Annotated in this window: 16 protein-coding genes; 9 read left to right on the top strand and 7 right to left on the bottom strand. The window is 30.7% G+C overall.

Features of this window, described 5'->3' with window-relative positions:
- Positions 1-2: 2 nt before the first annotated feature.
- Positions 3-1265, top strand: coding sequence for a threonine ammonia-lyase IlvA (gene ilvA, locus F7018_RS06525; RefSeq protein WP_150899208.1), 1263 nt, complete (start codon positions 3-5; stop codon positions 1263-1265).
- On the opposite strand, the gene F7018_RS06520 is transcribed toward ilvA, so the two are convergent.
- Together F7018_RS06520 and F7018_RS06515 are read right to left on the bottom strand one after the other, a co-directional pair.
- The gene (locus F7018_RS06520) at positions 1262-2440 is read right to left on the bottom strand and encodes an aspartate aminotransferase family protein (protein ID WP_150899207.1); all 1179 of its coding nucleotides are present in this window, start codon (positions 2438-2440) and stop codon (positions 1262-1264) included. The genes ilvA and F7018_RS06520 overlap by 4 nt on opposite strands.
- An 8-nt stretch (positions 2441-2448) precedes the next feature.
- Positions 2449-4089: an OstA-like protein gene (locus tag F7018_RS06515; protein WP_150899206.1), complete on the bottom strand. Its 1641-nt coding sequence runs from the start codon at positions 4087-4089 to the stop codon at positions 2449-2451.
- Between the two features lie 137 nt (positions 4090-4226).
- Between F7018_RS06515 and F7018_RS06510 the strand changes: the two genes are divergently transcribed.
- Positions 4227-5663, top strand: a complete 1437-nt coding sequence (locus tag F7018_RS06510; RefSeq protein ID WP_150899205.1) for a pyridoxal phosphate-dependent decarboxylase family protein — start codon at positions 4227-4229, stop codon at positions 5661-5663.
- 24 nt (positions 5664-5687) lie between these two features.
- On the opposite strand, the gene F7018_RS06505 is transcribed toward F7018_RS06510, so the two are convergent.
- The 4 genes from F7018_RS06505 to F7018_RS06490 form a co-directional block, all read right to left on the bottom strand.
- Positions 5688-6215, bottom strand: coding sequence for a DUF1572 family protein (locus F7018_RS06505; protein ID WP_150899204.1), 528 nt, complete (start codon positions 6213-6215; stop codon positions 5688-5690).
- Positions 6216-6259: 44 nt separating this feature from the next.
- Complete coding sequence (locus tag F7018_RS06500) at positions 6260-7531, bottom strand: adenylosuccinate synthase (RefSeq protein ID WP_150899203.1); 1272 nt, start codon at positions 7529-7531, stop codon at positions 6260-6262.
- Between the two features lie 30 nt (positions 7532-7561).
- Positions 7562-8011, bottom strand: coding sequence for a Fur family transcriptional regulator (locus F7018_RS06495; RefSeq protein WP_150899202.1), 450 nt, complete (start codon positions 8009-8011; stop codon positions 7562-7564).
- Between the two features lie 73 nt (positions 8012-8084).
- Positions 8085-10301 carry a RelA/SpoT family protein gene (locus F7018_RS06490; protein WP_150899201.1) on the bottom strand — a complete coding sequence of 739 codons (2217 nt, stop codon included), beginning with the start codon at positions 10299-10301 and terminating at the stop codon, positions 8085-8087.
- 439 nt (positions 10302-10740) lie between these two features.
- Between F7018_RS06490 and F7018_RS06485 the strand changes: the two genes are divergently transcribed.
- The 3 genes from F7018_RS06485 to F7018_RS06475 all read left to right on the top strand — a co-directional run bounded on the left by F7018_RS06485 (position 10741) and on the right by F7018_RS06475 (position 13213).
- Positions 10741-11301: an RNA polymerase sigma factor gene (locus F7018_RS06485; RefSeq protein WP_150899200.1), complete on the top strand. Its 561-nt coding sequence runs from the start codon at positions 10741-10743 to the stop codon at positions 11299-11301.
- Positions 11276-12091 (top strand): hypothetical protein, encoded by an 816-nt coding sequence (locus F7018_RS06480; RefSeq protein WP_150899199.1) that lies wholly within the window; start codon positions 11276-11278, stop codon positions 12089-12091. Before F7018_RS06485 ends, F7018_RS06480 begins: the two co-directional genes overlap by 26 nt.
- Positions 12092-12157: 66 nt before the next feature.
- A complete protein-coding gene (locus F7018_RS06475; protein WP_150899198.1) occupies positions 12158-13213 on the top strand; it encodes a hypothetical protein in 1056 nt (351 codons plus the stop codon).
- A gap of 16 nt (positions 13214-13229) precedes the next feature.
- Here the strand turns inward: F7018_RS06475 and F7018_RS06470 are convergent, their stop codons facing one another.
- Entirely contained in the window at positions 13230-14126 is an 897-nt protein-coding gene (locus F7018_RS06470; protein ID WP_150899197.1) for a sterol desaturase family protein, read from the bottom strand.
- A 134-nt stretch (positions 14127-14260) separates the two neighbouring features.
- Between F7018_RS06470 and rpsF the strand changes: the two genes are divergently transcribed.
- The 4 genes from rpsF to F7018_RS06450 all read left to right on the top strand — a co-directional run bounded on the left by rpsF (position 14261) and on the right by F7018_RS06450 (position 18697).
- Positions 14261-14602 (top strand): 30S ribosomal protein S6, encoded by a 342-nt coding sequence (gene rpsF, locus F7018_RS06465; protein ID WP_150899196.1) that lies wholly within the window; start codon positions 14261-14263, stop codon positions 14600-14602.
- Positions 14603-14605: 3 nt separating this feature from the next.
- Positions 14606-14902 (top strand): 30S ribosomal protein S18, encoded by a 297-nt coding sequence (rpsR, locus tag F7018_RS06460; protein WP_150899195.1) that lies wholly within the window; start codon positions 14606-14608, stop codon positions 14900-14902.
- Between the two features lie 15 nt (positions 14903-14917).
- Positions 14918-15367, top strand: a complete 450-nt coding sequence (gene rplI, locus F7018_RS06455; RefSeq protein WP_150899194.1) for a 50S ribosomal protein L9 — start codon at positions 14918-14920, stop codon at positions 15365-15367.
- A gap of 102 nt (positions 15368-15469) precedes the next feature.
- Positions 15470-18697: a TonB-dependent receptor gene (locus tag F7018_RS06450; protein ID WP_150899193.1), complete on the top strand. Its 3228-nt coding sequence runs from the start codon at positions 15470-15472 to the stop codon at positions 18695-18697.
- Positions 18698-18862: the final 165 nt, after the last annotated feature.

Raw genomic sequence — 18862 nt, 5'->3', positions numbered from 1 at the left:
GTATGCAAGTAGAAACAAAATACAGACCAACGATAAAAGCTGTGGAAGAAGCGGTAGCTACATTAGAAGGTGTGGCTACTGTAACTCCATTGTTAAAAAACTTTATTTATTCTGAAAAGTATAAATCCTCTATTTATTTAAAACGAGAAGATTTACAGCAAGTACGATCGTATAAAATAAGAGGGGCTTATAATAAGATTAGTTCAATATCGGAAGAAGAGCGTCGTAATGGAATTATTTGTGCGAGTGCTGGAAATCATGCACAGGGAGTTGCTTATGCTTGTAAAAAGTTGAAAATCCATGGTACGATTGTAATGCCATCTCCAACACCTAAACAAAAAGTAGAACAAGTTAAAATGTTTGGTGGTGATTATGTTGATATTGAATTGACTGGAGATACTTTTGATGATGCTTATAAACTTGCAAAACATGTATGCGATACGTTAGGGAAAACTTTTGTGCATCCATTTGATGATGAAAAAATTATTGAAGGACAAGCAACAGTTGGTTTAGAAATTATTAAACAGTTTGAAACTCCTATTGATTATGTATTTGTTCCTGTTGGAGGAGGTGGATTGGCTTCTGGATTATCGAGTGTTTTTAAACAATTATCACCAACAACCAAAATAATAGGAATAGAACCAGAAGGAGCGCCTTCAATGAAAACATCTATAGTAGAAAATAAAAATGTACGATTAGATAAAATAGATAAGTTTATAGATGGTGCTGCTGTACAACAAGTAGGGAATTTAACTTTAGATATTTGTAAAGAGAATTTACATGATATGATTACAGTTCCTGAAGGAAAAGTATGTCAAACTATTTTAGATTTATATAATAAAGAAGCTATTGTAGTAGAACCTGCTGGAGCTTTGACTATTTCTGCGTTAGATTTTTATGCTGAGGAAATTAAAGGTAAAAATGTAGTATGTGTAATTAGTGGTAGTAATAACGATATTACAAGAACGGCAGAGATTAAAGAGCGGGCCTTGCTATACAATAAATTGAAACATTATTTTATTATTCAGTTTCCTCAACGAGCTGGTGCTTTAAAAGAATTTGTTATTGACGTTTTAGGTAAAAATGACGATATAACTTATTTCGAATATTCTAAAAAAACAAGCAGAGAAAATGGTCCTGCTGTTGTTGGAATTGAATTGGAGAAAAAATCAGATTTAGCTCCATTAATTAAACGAATGAAATCGCGTAATTTTTATGGAGAATATTTAAATGATAAACCTAATTTGTTTGAGTTTTTGGTTTAGAGATTATTCAATTCATTTAAAATAATATCACATCCTTCATTAATTTCTTCTTCAGATATAGTTAATGGAGGGGTGATTCTTATTGCAGAACCTTCAAAAAGTAACCAAAAAAGAATAACTCCTTTTTCTAAACAATTTAAAATAACTTTTGATGCATTTTCAGGAGAGTCAACTAATAAAGCTAACATTAATCCTCTTCCTCTAATTTCCTTAACAGCTGGATGATTTTTAAACTTATTTCGAATTAATTTTTCTTTTCTTAAGGTTTCTTCGATAAGTTTAGTAGAAGTGATTTCTTCAACAGTAGCTAATCCAGCACTTGCAATAACAGGATGTCCACCAAAAGTAGTAATATGTCCTAGCTTAGGGTCTTCTTTTAAACAATTCATAATTTCATATGAAGAAATAAAAGCACCTATTGGCATTCCACCACCAAGACCTTTACCCGTAATAATTATATCAGGAGTAACATTGTAATTTTCAAATCCCCAAAATTTTCCTGTACGTCCAATCCCAGTTTGGATTTCATCTAAGATTAATAAAGCTCCAACCTCTTCACAGCGTTGCTTAACTTTGGTTAAATAATCGTTTTTAGGTTCAATAAAACCGGCACCACCTTGAATGGTTTCTAAGATAACTCCGGCAGTGTGTTTAGTAATTTTATTTAAATCTAATTCATTATTAAATTCTATGAATTTAACTCCAGGAATTAGAGGACGAAAAGCTCTATTTTGTTGTTCGGCACCACAAACACTCATGGCTCCTTGAGTATTTCCGTGATATGCGTTTTTAGCCGAAATAATTTCGCTTCTTCCAGTAAATCTTTTGGCTAGTTTTAAAGCTCCTTCAGTAGCTTCAGTTCCAGAATTAACAAGATAAATAGAAGAAGAGTTTTCAGGTAATGTATTTGCCAAAGCTTTACATAAATCTAACTGAGGTTTTTGAATAAATTCTCCATATACCATTACATGGGTATAAGAATCTAACTGATTTTTAATTGCTTGAGTAACTTTAGGATGACTATGTCCTAAGCTATTCGCAGAAACACCAGCAACAAAATCTAACATTTTTTTACCATTACTATCGTAAATATAACTTCCCTCTGCTTTTGAAATCTCAATGGCTAAAGGATGAGGTGTAGTTTGTCCCTGATATTTTAAAAAATCACTTTTCATTAGACTTCTTATAATTGCGTGTTGGTTTTAAGGTCAAATTTTTTAACCTTAGATTTCTTTTTTTTGGTGCTTTCCTTTATAAACTTCTGTTTAGCTTTTTTTACATTTAAATTTTCGGGTTTCGATACCTTAGTTTTCTTGTCTTTAACAAAAATATCCTCAACAGTTTTAGGCTGTTCATCTGCACGCCAAATAAATCCTTTGAACTTTTTTTCTTCAGTAGGAAACTCAGAAGGAGGAAAGGTTTTTCCTTCGGATTTTTTGAAATATTTAGTTTGCTCTATTTCATTCTCTATTAGAGTAAATTCTATGTCACTAGCAATTTCTTTAGTAATGGTTTCTAGCTTTTTAGTATCTTCATTTCTATTATGGTATAAGGATTCAGCATTTCCTTTCACAAGCATTATTCTTAAATCATTGTCCTTAAATTTCCCATATATATTCCGACCTTTAATCTGATTAAAATCATCTTTAGATAGAGAGTCTTTTTGAACCATAAAAGCATTTTTTAAGACTTTTAAAGAATCAAGTTTCTCGGTTTTTTTATTCATTAATATTTGAATACTATCCCCAGTAATTTGATTTTTACCAGACCATAAAATAGGATTTACAAACATTCTAGTTAGACCAGTTGTTTGACTTGTATGAATTGAATCACACTTACCTTGTAAATCGGACTTAAATATTTTTACATTATTAAAAATACGAGCAATTCTTTTTTCAGGTTTTCCAGTTAATAATATTTTATCACCAGCAATATACATTGAATCTTTATCAACAACTGTAATAGCTACAGGTTTGTCAATAATAAAAAGGGAATCTTTTTTTTCGTAAAGCTCAGCATAATTACCTTTAGCAACCATATTTTGAACAGTGTCTATAACTTTTATTCGATTGGTTGCAGAAGCAAAGCCCTTACGTTTATCATAGTATAAACTATCAGCTAAAACGGTTCGTTCTTTTAAAAAGAGTTTAGCATTTTTTACAAAGTAAGAAATGTCAGTGTTGGTATCATAGAATCCTCTCTCAGAATAAATCTTGGTGCTGTCTTTTAAATTAGTAACAGTACTAGGTCCGTATAAGTATGCTAAATTAGTATTGGTATAATAATCTAAATGATCAGATTCTAAATTATTCTCTGGGTTTACAACTGTAACTTTTGTTTTAGCAGTAAATTTTTTGTCTTTTAAGAAATAAGTACCTCTTGTACTTTTCAAAGTGTTTTTTTTATCACGAATAGTTCCTCCGCTAGGATAAAATAAAATTTGCTCTTTTCTGTCGAAATAAAGAGTATCAGTACTTAGCTTCATCTCTTTGTCGTTAATTTCTACATGTCCCCAAGATTTTGCTTTTTTGGTATTTCCATTGTATAAGGCGAAATCACTATATTGAATAATACTATCTCCTTGCTCTATAACAACTTCACCAACTGCTTTAAAGATGTTTTCTTCTTGATAGAATAATGCAAAATTAGATTCTAACGTAGCTCCTTCATGCTTCATTTTAACATCTCCAATTAATACCTTGGCTCCTGGGTATTTTTCAGCATCGGAAATACTTTGTTTCGTAGAAATAATTTCAATTTTTCTAGCTTGAGAATAACTTCCTATTGAAAAGAGTATGAGGGTTAAAAGAAATAGTTTTTTCAAAATACAAAATTTAGAGGACAAAAATAATGAAAAGAACGTGCCATATTTCTTAATGAATGAATAAAATTATTAAGTAAAAAGCAAGAGTGTCGTTTTTTTAATGGTTAATTTTGCAAAAACAATATAAAAAGAACCTTATGAGCGCCCATTTTGATTTATCTCTAGAAGAAATGAAATCTTATGGATATAAAATAGTAGACCTAATTGCTGAGCATTGGGATACCTTAAATGATAAAAAACCTGTTACTTCTGCAAGTCGAGAAGAAATGGATAATCTATTTTTACAAGAAGCACCTGATAAAGGAACAAATGCAAATGAAGTTTTAGATTTTGTGATGAATAATGTAATGACTTACAGTAATGTAATTTCACATCCAAAATCATATTCTTTTGTTCCAGGACCAAGTAATTTTATTAGTACTATGGCCGATAGTTTGGCAACAGGGTTTAATGTGTTTTCTGGAGGATGGATTGTTTCTCCAGCTGCTGCTGAACTTGAAATAGTAACCATGAATTGGTTGTTGAAAATGTTTAATTTCCCTGTGAAAAAAGGAGGAGGGATTTTTACAAGTGGTGGTTCTATGGCAAATTTAACTGCTTTAGTTACTGCTCGTAGAATTAAATGTGGAGACGATTTTTCAAAAGCGGTAATTTATTTATCTGATCAAGCTCATTCATCTAATATAAAAGCAATTCGTGTTTTAGGGTTTAAAAAAGAACAAATACGAATTTTACCAACAGATATTGAGTTTAGAATTAGTATTAACAAACTTAAAAATGCTATTGCTAAAGATAGGTTAGAAGGTTTACAACCTTTTTGTTTTATTGCTTCTGCAGGAACTACTAATACAGGAACTGTAGACCCTTTAGATGAGATAGCAGATATTTGCGAAGAAGAAAATTTATGGTTCCATATTGATGGAGCTTATGGAGGAGCAGCTATTTTATCTGAAAAAGGATCAAAAGCATTACGTGGAATAGAAAGAGCAGATTCTTTGACGGTTGATCCACATAAATGGTTTTATCAACCGTATGAAATTGGATGTTTGTTGGTAAAAGATGCTTCTTGGTTGAGTAATACTTTTAGTGAAAAGCCAGAATATTTAAGAGATATTGAAGGGAATGAATCTGAAATAAACTTTTATGATTATGGAGTTCAATTAACGCGTAGATTTAGAGCTTTAAAGTTTTATATGTCGATAAAAACATATGGACTAGATACATTTAAAGAAGCTGTAACTTATAATATTCAGTTAGCTGATGATGTAGAAAAACTTTTACGTAAGAGTCGTAACTGGGAAATTATTTCACCAGCAACATTAGCGGTAATTAACTTTAGATACAATCCAATAGGCTTAAACTTTTCAGAACCAGAAATTGATGCGTTGAATCAAGAAATATCTAGAAGAGTAATGGAGTCTAAAGAAGCTCTTTTGGTAACCACTATATTAAATAAACAAGTTGTATTACGAATGTGTTTAATAAACCCTAAAACAACAATGGATGATGTGAAAGAAACTTTGTTGTTGTGTAATAAGTTTGCTAAAGAGATTTTAGAAAACAATAAACAATAAAAAAAGGAGCTTTAAGCTCCTTTTTTATGCATTTTTTTCAAATTCTTGTTTGAAAAATTCTTCTGATTTTCCTCTTGCTATTGATGCTGTTTGCCATTTTTCATTAAGAATCATCTTACCAATATAAGCTATCTGTCCAATGTGATATGGATAGTGTGCTATTTGTCTTGTTATGCTTTCTATTAGTTTATGTTCTTTGTTTCTTATATAAATAGGACGATTAAAATTAGTTTCATCTAAACTACTTAATGCAGTGAACAAACAATTCCATCCATTTTCCCATTTAATTATCAATTCTTGTTTGGATAAATTTTGAGGTTCAAATTCTTGATCTCTATTTCTTGATTTTTTTTCACCATCAGAAGTAAAAAAATTGGTCCAACGAGAAAGCATGTTTTCAGACATATGAACCATAATAGAAGCAATACTGTTACTTTCATTATTAAAAGTCCAATGTAAATCTTGTTCTTCTAACTGGTTTAATGTTTTATCAGCAACTTCCTTATAAGACTTAAATTGCTTGGTTATATTGTTTAAATATTCTTCTATCATTTGCAATGAATAAAAAAGGAGTTCTTTAAAGAACTCCTTTTTGTTTATCTATTAATTGTTTGTTTTCTATCAGGTCCTACAGAAACAATTTTTACAGGAACTCCAGTTTCTTTTTCAATAAAAGCAACATAGTCTAGTAAATTTTTAGGTAATTGATCTGCTGAAGTCATTTTAGTTAAATCATCTTCCCATCCTTTAAACTCAGTATAGTTTACAGATACGTTTTCAGGTTCTATATTATATGGTAAGTGTTCTATTTTTTCTCCTTTATAGTTGTATGATGTACATACTTTTAAAGTATCAAATCCAGAAAGAACATCTCCTTTCATCATCATTAATTGAGTAACACCGTTTACATCAACAGCATATTTTAAAGCTACTAAATCTAGCCACCCACAACGACGAGGGCGTCCTGTTGTTGCTCCAAATTCATGACCTACTTTAGCCATTGTAGCACCATCCTCATCGAATAATTCGGTAGGGAAAGGTCCAGAACCAACACGTGTTGTATAAGCTTTAAAAATTCCAAATACTTCACCAATTCTATTTGGAGCTACTCCTAAACCAGTACAAGCACCAGCTGCAGTAGTATTAGAAGAAGTTACAAAAGGATAAGTTCCAAAATCAATATCTAATAATGAACCTTGTGCTCCTTCTGCTAAAATAGTTTTACCTTTTTTAATAGCTTTATTTAAAAACTCTTCAGAATCGATAAACTGTAATGTTTTTAGTTTTTGAATACCTAAATCAAATTCAGCTTCTAATTCATCTAAGTCATAGTCAATTTGAACATCAAAATAATTAAGCATATTAATATGCTTTTGAGTTAATGCTCTATATTTTTCTTTCCAGTTGTCTAGTTCTAAATCTCCAACTCGCATACCGTTTCTACCAGTTTTGTCCATATAAGTAGGGCCAATTCCTTTTAAGGTAGAACCAATTTTAGCTTTTCCTTTTGAAGTTTCAGAAGCAGCGTCTAGTAGTCTATGCGTAGGTAAAATTAAATGTGCTTTTCTAGAAATTAATAATTTAGAAGTGTAATCAATGTTATGAACGTCTAAATTTTCTAGTTCTTTTTTAAAGATAACAGGGTCAATTACAACTCCGTTACCCACTACGTTTAAAGCTGTTTCATGAAAAATTCCTGAAGGAATTGTATGCAAAACGTGTTTGTTTCCATCAAAAATTAAAGTATGACCAGCGTTTGGTCCTCCTTGAAAACGTGCAATAATATCGTAGTTTTTTGTAAGAACGTCTACAATCTTACCTTTTCCCTCGTCTCCCCATTGTAGTCCGAGTAATAAATCTACTGCCATTTAGTGTGTTGTTAAGTGTGTTTGTTGTTGTTATTTTGTGTTTCTTTTTGTTCCGTAGAAATAAAGTGAATGGTTGTGGATATCGATATCAAAAACATCTTCAATTGTTTTTTTGATAATTTGAATTCTAGGGTCGCAAAATTCTTTTACTTCTCCAGAATCTGTAAGTATTACATGGTCATGGTTTTTATCAAAATAACTTTTTTCATAACGAGCCATAGATTGCCCGTCAAATTGATGCTTACGTACCAATCCACAGTCTAATAATAAATCCATTGTGTTATAAAGAGTTGCTCTACTTACACGATAGTTTTTGTTTTTCATTTTGATATATAAAGATTCAATATCAAAATGTTCATCAGCATCATATATTTCTTGCAAAATAGCATAACGTTCAGATGTTTTACGATGCTTATTTTCTTCTAAGAAAGAAGTGAAAACTTTTTTTACAATTTCTTGATTTTCTGCTGAATTACTCATTTAGTTTAAAATTTACGAAAAGACAAATTTACAGTTATTTCTTGATAAAAAAACAAGGATGTTAAAATGATATTTACAAAGTATTAACACGCTCTACTTTTTGAACACCATCTACCTTTTTCATATTGTCTATTAGTTTGGTTAATTGTGATTTATTTTTTACACTCAACGATAGCTTTCCTTCAAACACACCATCGTCTCCAGAAATATTAATTGTATGAATAAATACATCCATACTGTTTGAAATGATTCTGGTAATATTATTTACAATTCCTTTATTATCAATACCAGATAAATGTAAAATTGCTGTAAACTCTTGCTTGGTAGAATCAATCCATTTTGCAGACATAATTCTGTAAGCATAGTTTGACTGTAAAGAAATAGCATTAGGGCAATCGTTTTTGTGAATTTTGATTCCTTCATTAATAGTTACAAAACCAAAAACTTTATCACCAGGAATAGGAGAACAACATTTAGCAATTGTATAATCTAAAGTTTGTTCTTCTTTACCAAAAACTAAAGCGTCAAATTTGTTAGTAACTTCTTCTTTTTCTGAAATATTTTTAGAAGGGTTACGGCGGAAAGTATTTTTAATGAAGCCCATGATAAGCCCACTTCTTTGCGCAACAAATTCTTTTAATTGAGTATTATCTATGGCTCCGTTACCAACTCTGAAAAATAAATCGAAACTAGTTTTTAATCCAAAATAACCAGCTAGCTCATGAATAACTTTTTCACTAGAACCAATTTTTAAATGACGAAGCTTTCTTAGCAATATAGCTTTTCCTTCTTCGGCTATTTTCTTTTCTTCGGCTTTTAAAGCAGACTTTATTTTAGTACGGGCTCTTGCAGTTAAGACAAAATCTAACCAACGAACATTAGGCTTGTTGTTACTAGCAGTAAGTACTTCTACCTGATCACCACTTTTAAGTTCGTAGCTTAATGGAACTAATTTACCATTTACTTTTGCACCTCTACATTTTAAACCCACATCGGTGTGTACTGAAAAAGCAAAATCTAAAGCAGAGGCTCCTTTTGGAAGCGATTTTAAATCTCCTTTAGGGGTAAATACGTATATTTCTTTTGCATATAGATTCAGCTTAAAATCTTCAACAAAATCTACTGCATCTAAACTTTGATTTTCTAAAGTCTCTTTTAAACGGTTTAACCATCCTTCAAGACCGTTTTCTTTTACAGCTCCTTGTTTGTATTTAAAGTGGGCAGCATATCCTTTTTCAGCAATTTCATCCATTCTTTCAGAACGAACTTGTACTTCAACCCATTTAGCTTCTGGACCAATAACGGTAATATGTAAAGCTTCATATCCTGTTGATTTTGGTTGAGAAATCCAATCTCGTAAACGAGCAGGGTTGGGTTTAAAGAAATCTGTTACAATAGAGTATATTTTCCAAGCGTCAAATTTTTCATCACCAGAACTAGGTTCGTAAATAATTCTAATAGCAAATTTATCATACACTTCATCAAAAGTTACATTTTGCTTTCGCATTTTTCTTCGAATAGAAAAAATTGATTTAAAACGTCCTTTAATGTCATATTTAAAACCTTCTTTATCTAGGGCTTCTTTTAAAATACCTGTAAAAGTATCTATATACTTCTGTTGTTCTTCTTTACTATCTTTAATTTTGTTTAAAATATCCTTGTATACATCTGGTTCAGTATATTTTAAACCTAAGTCTTCTAACTCCGTTTTGATGTTATATAGACCTAATCTATGTGCTAATGGAGCATAAATATATAGAGTTTCAGAAGCAATTTTTACTTGCTTATGAGCTGGCATTGCGTCCATGGTTTGCATGTTGTGCAGTCTGTCGGCAATTTTAATTAAAATAACTCTTACATCATCGTGTAAGGTAAGTAGCATTTTTCTAAAATTCTCAGCCTGTATAGAATAATCTTGCTCTTTCTTTAAATTAGATATTTTGGTAAGTCCACTAACTATTCGCGCAATGTTTTCGCCAAACAAGCGCTCCATGTCGTTAATCGTATAATGTGTATCTTCAACTACATCATGAAGTAAAGCCGCAGCAATAGAAGTTGCGCCAAGTCCAATTTCATCAGCCACAATTTTAGCTACAGCAATAGGGTGATAAATATAAGGTTCGCCAGTTTTTCTACGTTGCTCAGAATGTGCTTCAACAGCTATATCAAAAGCTTTACGTATTAATTTTTTATCTTCATCAGATAAAGTTTGATAGGTTCCTTTTAATAAATCTTTGTACCTGTTAGCTATTTCTTTGTTTTCTTCTTCTATCGTTGCATTATAACTCATACACTTAAAACTCTTTTGAATGAATATGTTTCAAAATAAAAGTAGTATAAACAAACATACTGAGCAAGTTTTAGGAGGAAATGTTTAAAGCTAATTAAACCTTGATTATTTATCGGTTTAGAATAAATAAGTAAAGAGTTTTATGTTTGAAAGGTTAAATAATTGAAAAAGAGTTGGTAAAAGAGTGAAAAAAGGATAGAGCTTATGAATAACAAGTGTTTTTCCTATACATCGTTTTAATATAAAGGCATACATTTGTATTATAATTCAGTGGTATAAAACTTTGCTATATATAAAGTACCCCTGGATATCATTCAAGTGTGATATATGAATCTCCTACTTTATTTAAAGTTGGAGATTCTTTTTTTTACACATGAGCAACCTTTTTTAAAAGTCTGTAGTCTATATATTTGTAAGGACGCAAAATCGAGAATTTGAATTGAAAATTATTCATTTACATAATCAGCAAACAGAACTGATAAAAAAAGCAAGTAAAGACGATAGAGAAGCGCAACAAGCTTTATTTGAACAGTTTTCGCCTAAAATGTTAGGTGTGTGTAGGCAATATGTAAAAGATATACATCATGCAGAAGATTTAATGTTACAAGGTTTTTTTAAAGTTTTTACCAATTTAAATAAGTTTAAAAATAAAGGGAGTTTTGAAGGTTGGATTCGTAGAATAATGGTAAATACTTGTCTTACTTATTTAAGAAAAAAAAATCCAATTCAGTTAGCAGAAGAAGATTTTGTATTTAATGATGCAGCAACGGAAAGTTTAGAAAATACTTCAGTTGAAGATATTCAAAAATTAATAGATCAATTACCAGAAGGATATAAGTTAGTTTTTAATTTATATGCAATAGAAGGATATAAACATTCTGAGATATCAAAAAAGCTGAATATTTCAGAAGGGACATCAAAATCTCAATTATTTAAAGCACGTAAATATTTGCAGGAGAGTTATATAAAAATGAATGAAATTAAAGATGCAAGCAAATAATATAGATAAAAATATAAAAGATAAACTGAAAAACAGAGAATTGAAACCATCTGCTTCAGCTTGGGAACGTCTAAGTATTCAGTTAGATCAAGAAAAGGCTCGAAAAAAGAAGAAGAGAATTCAACTTTTAAGTTATGCAGCTAGTGTTATTTTATTAGTTAGTATTGGTATACTATATCTAGGAACTAAAAGTGATAATCAGCATATTATTCCTATTAATGAAACTATTGTAGAAACTCCTTTAGATACTTTCAAAATAAATGAAATAAACATCAAAGAAGAAGTAGTAAATGAAAAAGCAATAGCAAACCTTGTAGATGAAGATTTAAAAAAGAAAGAAGTTTCTAAAAAAGTTAAAAAAGAGAGCATAAAAAAAAGTCATGTTTTAAAAGAGAATTTCATTGCTAATACTGTTATAGAGAAAGAACTCAAAGAAGTAAAAACTTTGCCTAATATTGATAAATCTATAACAAAAGAAAGGGAAAAGAGTACGCCTCAACAAAAAGTTAAATCGCGAATAAAAGTAAATAGTGATTATTTGTTGTACGCAGTAACCCACTCGCCAGAAGAAGTTAAAGAGTATTATGCAAAGTATGAAATAAATAGGGAAGATGTTTTAGATGTAATACAAGACGAATTAATTAAATCTAATCTAAAAATAAATCCAGAAACTATTCTAGCAGAAGTTGAACTTAGCATACAAGAGTCTGATTTTAAGAAAGACTTCATGAGTAAATTAAAATTAAAATTATCTGATGTAATTGTTGCAATTGCAGATAGAAATAAATAAAAGCGCTTATTAATTATCGATAATTAAACTTCCAAGTTAATACCTGTTTAATTTAAAAATAAAAAAATGAAAAGAATACTACTATTAGTGTTGTTTGTAACAACTATTGCCCATTCTCAAAAGAAAAATTTTGAAGAAGAAGTAAGTAAAATTGCAAAAAAAATAGAGAAAATAACAAAGCAAGAAAAAGATAGTCTTAAGATAAAAGTTAAATCAATTAATGATAAATTAGAGAAGAAAATAATAACTCAAGAAGAAGCGAAGAAGTTAAAAAAAGAAGCAGCAGAGTTACATGCAACTCGCATTGAAACTAGGGTAAGTGTACAAGAACGAAAGTTACAACAACTTGTGCAAGATAAAACCAATGGAAGAATAGCTAGTAATTCTGAAGAAGATGAAAGTTTTGTTTTCAGAGTAGGGGGAGCAAAATTTAAGTTTTTAGGAGAAACAGAAAGAAGAAAGAAAAAGAAGCGAGATAAAAGAACTACTACACAGTTTGTTTTTGCTTTGGGAGTAAATAATGTATTAACTAATAATGAATTTGGTTCTTTAAACGATTCTAATTATAAGTTTTGGCAATCACATTTTTATGAATTAGGTTTTACTTGGAAAACACGTTTTTCCAAGGATCCATCAAAATTATATTTCAAATATGGAATTTCATTCTTATGGAATAATCTGAGAGCAAAAAACAATCAATATCATGTAGTTAATGGAGATCAGACTGTTTTAAATACGCATATTAATAATCTTTCAGAAAGTAGATTAAGGCATGTACAAATGACTTTTCCAATGCATATAGAACTTGATTTATCTAAGAATAAGACCAATTCTGATAAAGAAGTTATAGACAATACACATGATTCATTTCAGTTTGGAATAGGAGGCTTTTTCGGATTCAAATTAGGAACACGCCAATATTTAGAATATAGAAATGCTCAAGGTGTAAAAGTAGAAGAAGTACAAAAAGCAGGTTTTAATACCAATGTTATAAACTATGGATTAAGTGCCTATGCATCTTATAAAGGCTGTGGTTTATATGCTAAGTACGATTTAAACCCATTATTTAAGGGAACTAGTACAAGAAATATTTCATTAGGAGTTCGATTTGATATTAATTAATAAAAAAGGAGATGTTTTAAACATCTCCTTTTTTATTCTTTTCCCATTCTTGTCGTAAATGATAAGAAAGCTTCCCACTTCCGTCGTGTTTCCATCCAGGAGGTTTAAAAAGGTATAAAACTTTTTTACTAAAGCTTGTCTTACTCGTAAAAACATCTCTTAACATATAATACCATTCAATAAAGGCAACTTTAATAGGATTATGAGTATTAATATTACTAACTAAACCATAAACAGGTTTTTCAATTTCTGGTTCAAAAGTTCCTAAGAGCTTATCCCATATGATAAATATGCCAGCATGATTTCTATCTAAATATTGAGGATTTGTAGCATGATGTACTCTATGATGGCTTGGTGTGTTGAAAATTGCTTCAAACCATTTAGGTAGCTTATTAATCAATTCAGTATGAATCCAGTATTGATATAACAAACTAATGCTCATTTGCATTAAAATCATTACAGGGTGAAAACCCAATAGAGGTAAAGGTGCCCAGAAAATAAAAGTATAAAAACTTCCAGACCAAGTTTGTCGCAAGGCAGTACTTAAATTATATTTTGTAGAAGAGTGATGAACCACATGACTAGCCCAAAATAAACGACTTTCATGAGCAATTCTATGATTCCAATAATAAATAAAATCTTCAGCAAAAAGCAATATAAACCAAGCCCACCATGTAAAAGGAATAGTAAATACACGATACTTATACAAAAAGGTAAAGAACCCTAATATTAATGCTTTGGTAAATAAACCAATAAAAACATTTCCTAATCCCATAGTAATAGATGTCATAGCATCTTTAAACTCATAATCTTCTAGCTTTACTTTTACAGTTAAAATTACTTCTATAATGATAGTAAGGATAAAAAAAGGAATGGCATAATGGATTAAATTAGGAAGATAAGGTATTTGCATAAAAATGAAGAGTTTTTGTTACTTAACAAACATACTAAAAATGAAGCGTTTAATTAAAGAGTAATTTTGCTTTTTTATTAGAAGGAAAAGAAGTATATTTGCAGGCTTAAAAATAAATTTTAAACAATTTAATTATGAATCATTACGAAACTGTTTTCATTTTGAATCCCGTTTTATCTGAAACTCAGATAAAGGAGACAGTAAAAAAGTTTGAGGACTATTTACTTTCTAAAGGTGCAGAGATGATTTCTAAAGAAGATTGGGGATTGAAAAAATTAGCATACCCAATTGAAAAGAAAAAAAGTGGTTTTTACCATTTATTCGACTACAAAGTAGCAGGTGAAGCAATCGCTCCTTTTGAATTAGAATTCAGAAGAGATGATAGCGTTATGCGTTATTTAACTGTAAAGTTAGACAAGCATGCTGCAGCGTGGGCTGAGAAGAGAAGAGAACGTGTTAAATCTGCAAAAAAGTAAGAAATGGCATCAATAGATCAACAAGCAAAAGGAAGCAAGCAAGGAGAAGTACGTTACTTAACTCCACTTGATATTGATACAAAAAAAGAAGCAAAGTACTGTCGTTTTAAAAAGAACGGTATTAAGTATATCGATTACAAAGACGCTGACTTCTTAATGTATTTAGTAAACGAGCAAGGTAAAATTTTACCAAGACGTTTAACAGGAACATCATTAAAATATCAACGTAAAGTTGCACAAGCTATCAAAAGAGCTCGTCACTTAGCATTAATGCCATACGTTGGTGATTTATTAAAATAATAAAGAAGCAGAAACATGGAATTGATATTAAAACAAGACGTAGAAAATTTAGGTTTTAAAGATGATGTTGTAACTGTTAAGAATGGTTATGGTCGTAACTACCTAATTCCTCAAGGATATGCTGTTTTAGCTACTTCTTCAGCTAAAAAAGTATTAGCTGAAAACTTAAAGCAACGTGCTTTTAAAGAAGCTAAATTAATTGAAGATGCTACTAAATTAGCTGATACTGTTAAAGGTTATGAGTTAAAAATAGCTTCTAAAGTTGGTGCTGGAGATAAATTATTCGGATCAGTAAATAACATTGATGTTGCTGAAGCTTTAGCTAAAGCTGGTACTGAGATCGATAAGAAGTTTATCAAAGTTACTGGAGGAAACGTAAAAAGATTAGGAAAATACAACGCTGCTGTACGTTTACACAGAACTGTTGTAGCTGACATCGTGTTTGAAGTAGTTGCTGAAAAGTAATTTATTGTTAAATACATGTTAATAAAGTATGAATCCGCTCTGTTGAGCGGATTTTTTTATTGTGTAAATTTGAGAGATAACTTAATGAAAATTAGTACTATTATGAAGAAATTGATTTTATTTTCTTTTATTTTACTAAGTGTATCTGTTTTTTCTCAGGTAACAACATCTAAAATAAAGGGGACAGTAACCGATAACCAAGGGGAACCGTTATTCGGGGCAAACATTGTAATACTTCATGTACCGACGGGTACCGTATCTGGAGCAGTAGCTCAAGATAATGGAAGATATACAATACCAAACTTAAGGGTAGGAGGACCATATAAAGTTACGTTTAGCTATGTGGGCTTCAAATCGCAAGAAGTAAATAATGTATTTCTAACTTTAGGTAAAACAACCAATATTGATGGTAAATTATCAGAAGACGGAGAGCAGTTAGATGAAGTTGTTATATCAGCTTCTAAAAGTAAAATATTTAATAACGATCGAACAGGAGCGCAAACTAGTGTAAGCTCAGTTCAATTAAAAACATTACCAACAATATCGCGTTCAGCTTCTGATTTTACGCGATTAGAACCAACAGCAAGTGGTAATTCTTTTGGGGGAAGAAATGACCAGTTCAATAATTTTTCTTTAGATGGTTCTATTTTTAATAATCCATTCGGATTAGATGCAGCAACACCAGGAGGGCAAACAGATTCGCAGCCAGTTTCATTAGATGCAATAGAGCAAATTTCTGTATCTACTGCACCATATGATGTAACATTATCAGGGTTTACAGGAGCATCTGTAAATGCAGTAACTAAAAGTGGTACGAATGAATTTAAAGGGACAGTTTATGGTTTTTATAGAAATGAAGACATGACTGGAGGAAAAATTAAAGGACAGTCGGTGGTAAAACCTAAATTAAATCAAGCGCAATATGGAGTAAGTTTAGGAGGTCCAATCATCAAAAATAAATTATTCTTTTTTGCAAATTTTGAAAAAGATGATCGTACGGACTTAGGTACTGCTGGGTGGACACCAAATACTGGAAGTGGAGGAATTAGTGAATCAAGAGTTTTAGAATCAGATTTACAATTAGTTCAAAATATTTTATCCCAAGTTGTGGTAGGGCAAGATGCAAATGGAGCAGATGTATTTTATAATACAGGAGCTTACAAAGGCTTTACATACGATTCTAAATCAACAAAAGGTATTTTTAAATTAGATTGGAATATAAGTAAGAAACATCGTTTAGCTTTTATTTATAACTTCTTAAGAGCTAAAAAAGAAAAACCAGCTCATCCTACAGCACTAGGCTTTAGAGGGCCAAGTGCAACTACTTTACAGTTTGAAAATGCAGGATATGAAATCAATAATAATATAAACTCTTTCTTAGTAGAATTAAATTCATCTTTCAATGATGAAACAACAAATAAACTACAAATAGGATATACACACTTTGATGATTTCAGAAATGCATTATCTTCACCAGCACCATCGATAAGTATTTTAGATGATGCAGGAAGTTCAAATTATATTATTGCAGGACACGAACCGTTCTCAATTCACAATAAATTAGATCAAAAAGTATTTCAACTGACTAATAATATGAATTTCTTTAAAGGAGACCACACATTTACTGTAGGTTTTTCTTTTGAAAAGTTTCAATTTGATAATTCATTCAATTTAGGTGTTTATGGTGCACAAGGAGTATTTTTTCCAACAGGAAGCATATCTGACTTTAGAAATACTGTAGGAAACCCAACAGCAGAAGCGGCATTAGTTGCAAATTTTCAAGCACAATTTAACGGTGCAATTTTAGCTCATAATGCTTTAAATAGTGCAGGTATAGGAAATCCAGGAGGTTGGGCGTTAGCAGAAACCAATGTAGGTCAATTAGCTTTTTATGTTCAAGATGAATGGGAAGTTAACGACAACCTTAAATTGACTTACGGAATTAGATTTGATAAACCATTATTTTTCGATACTGCAGAGAAAGCACAGGATGTAATTGATAATGCTTGTTGTTTTGCTCCTAATATAGATTATTTTAATCCAAATACAGGAGAAACAGTAAGATTAGATAACAGAAAAATGCCAACTAATCAATGGTTAGTGTCACCTAGATTTGGATTTAATTGGGATGCAAAAGGAGATAAAACATTACAATTAAGAGGTGGAACAGGTGTGTTTACAGGACGTTTACCTTTTGTATGGTTAGGAAACCAAATAGCCAACCCTAATGTGTTTTTCTATCAAATGGTGGATCCAGATTTTAAATTTCCACAAGTATGGAGAACCAATATTGGAGCAGACTATAAATTTGAAAGTGGTTATGTAATTTCTGGTGATATTGCATATACTAAAGATATTAATGGAGCGCATGTTCAAAATTGGGGATTGCGCAATCCAACAGGAACATTACAAGGAGTAGGTACAGGAAACAGAGAGATTTATGCAAATTCAGATAAAGGAAACAATGCATATGTATTTACAAATTCAGATAAAGGGAGAACTTTCAATGCTTCATTTAAAATAGAAAAGACTTTTGAAAATGGATTGTATGCCAACGTTGCTTATAGTTATTTAAATTCAAAAGATGTAAATTCAATAGAGGCAGAAATTACAGGAGATGCTTTTGCCTTTAATCCAGTAGTAGGAAATGCAAATAATGATGTATTAGCTTTCTCTAAATATGGAGATACTCATAGAATTATTGGTGTAGCTTCTAAGAAATTTAATTATGGTGGAGGTAAATACGCAACCACTATTTCTACATTCTTTGAATATGCAAAAGGAGGAAGATTTAATTATACATATGGAGGTGATATAAATAATGATGGTTCTGCATTAAATGATTTATTATATGTTCCAACTGCATCAGAATTAACTCAAATGAATTTTGCCTCAGCAGCTGAAGCTACAGCTTTTGAAGCGTATATAAACCAAGATGAGTACTTAAGCTCAAGAAGAGGTCAGTTTGTAGAAAGATATGGAGCATTAGCACCATGGAGAGGAAGATGGGATTTAAAAATCTTACAAGATTTTAATTTTAATGTTTCTGAAAATAGACAAAATACAATTCAAGTAAGTTTAGATATATTAAATGTAGGTAATTTAATTAATTCAGATTGGGGAGTTGTACAGCAGGTAGGAAATGTACAACCAGTTGGAGTAAGATTTCCAGATGTAAATCCAGCAAATACCAATCCAGCAAACTATGTCCCTGATTATACTCAGGCACCAACATACTCATTTAATCCAAATTTAACAGAAACATTTGTATATGATACGAGCTTAAATTCTCGTTGGCAAATGCAACTAGGATTGCGATACATCTTTTAAAAGATGCAATTCAACGACAAAAACCTTCATTTCATGGAGGTTTTTTGTTTTTTATAATAAAATTTATTAATAAAGGGGGTTTTACCTATGAATTTAATTAAAAAAAAGTTTCATATTTGTATCAGTTAATAAAGATAGGGGACTTTATTACAACGTTTTAAGATA

The sequence above is a fragment of the Tenacibaculum aiptasiae genome (genome assembly GCF_008806755.1).
Lineage (GTDB): Bacteria > Bacteroidota > Bacteroidia > Flavobacteriales > Flavobacteriaceae > Polaribacter > Polaribacter aiptasiae.
Note: the sequence above shows the minus strand (reverse complement) of the source record. Positions and strands in the feature narration are given on the sequence as shown.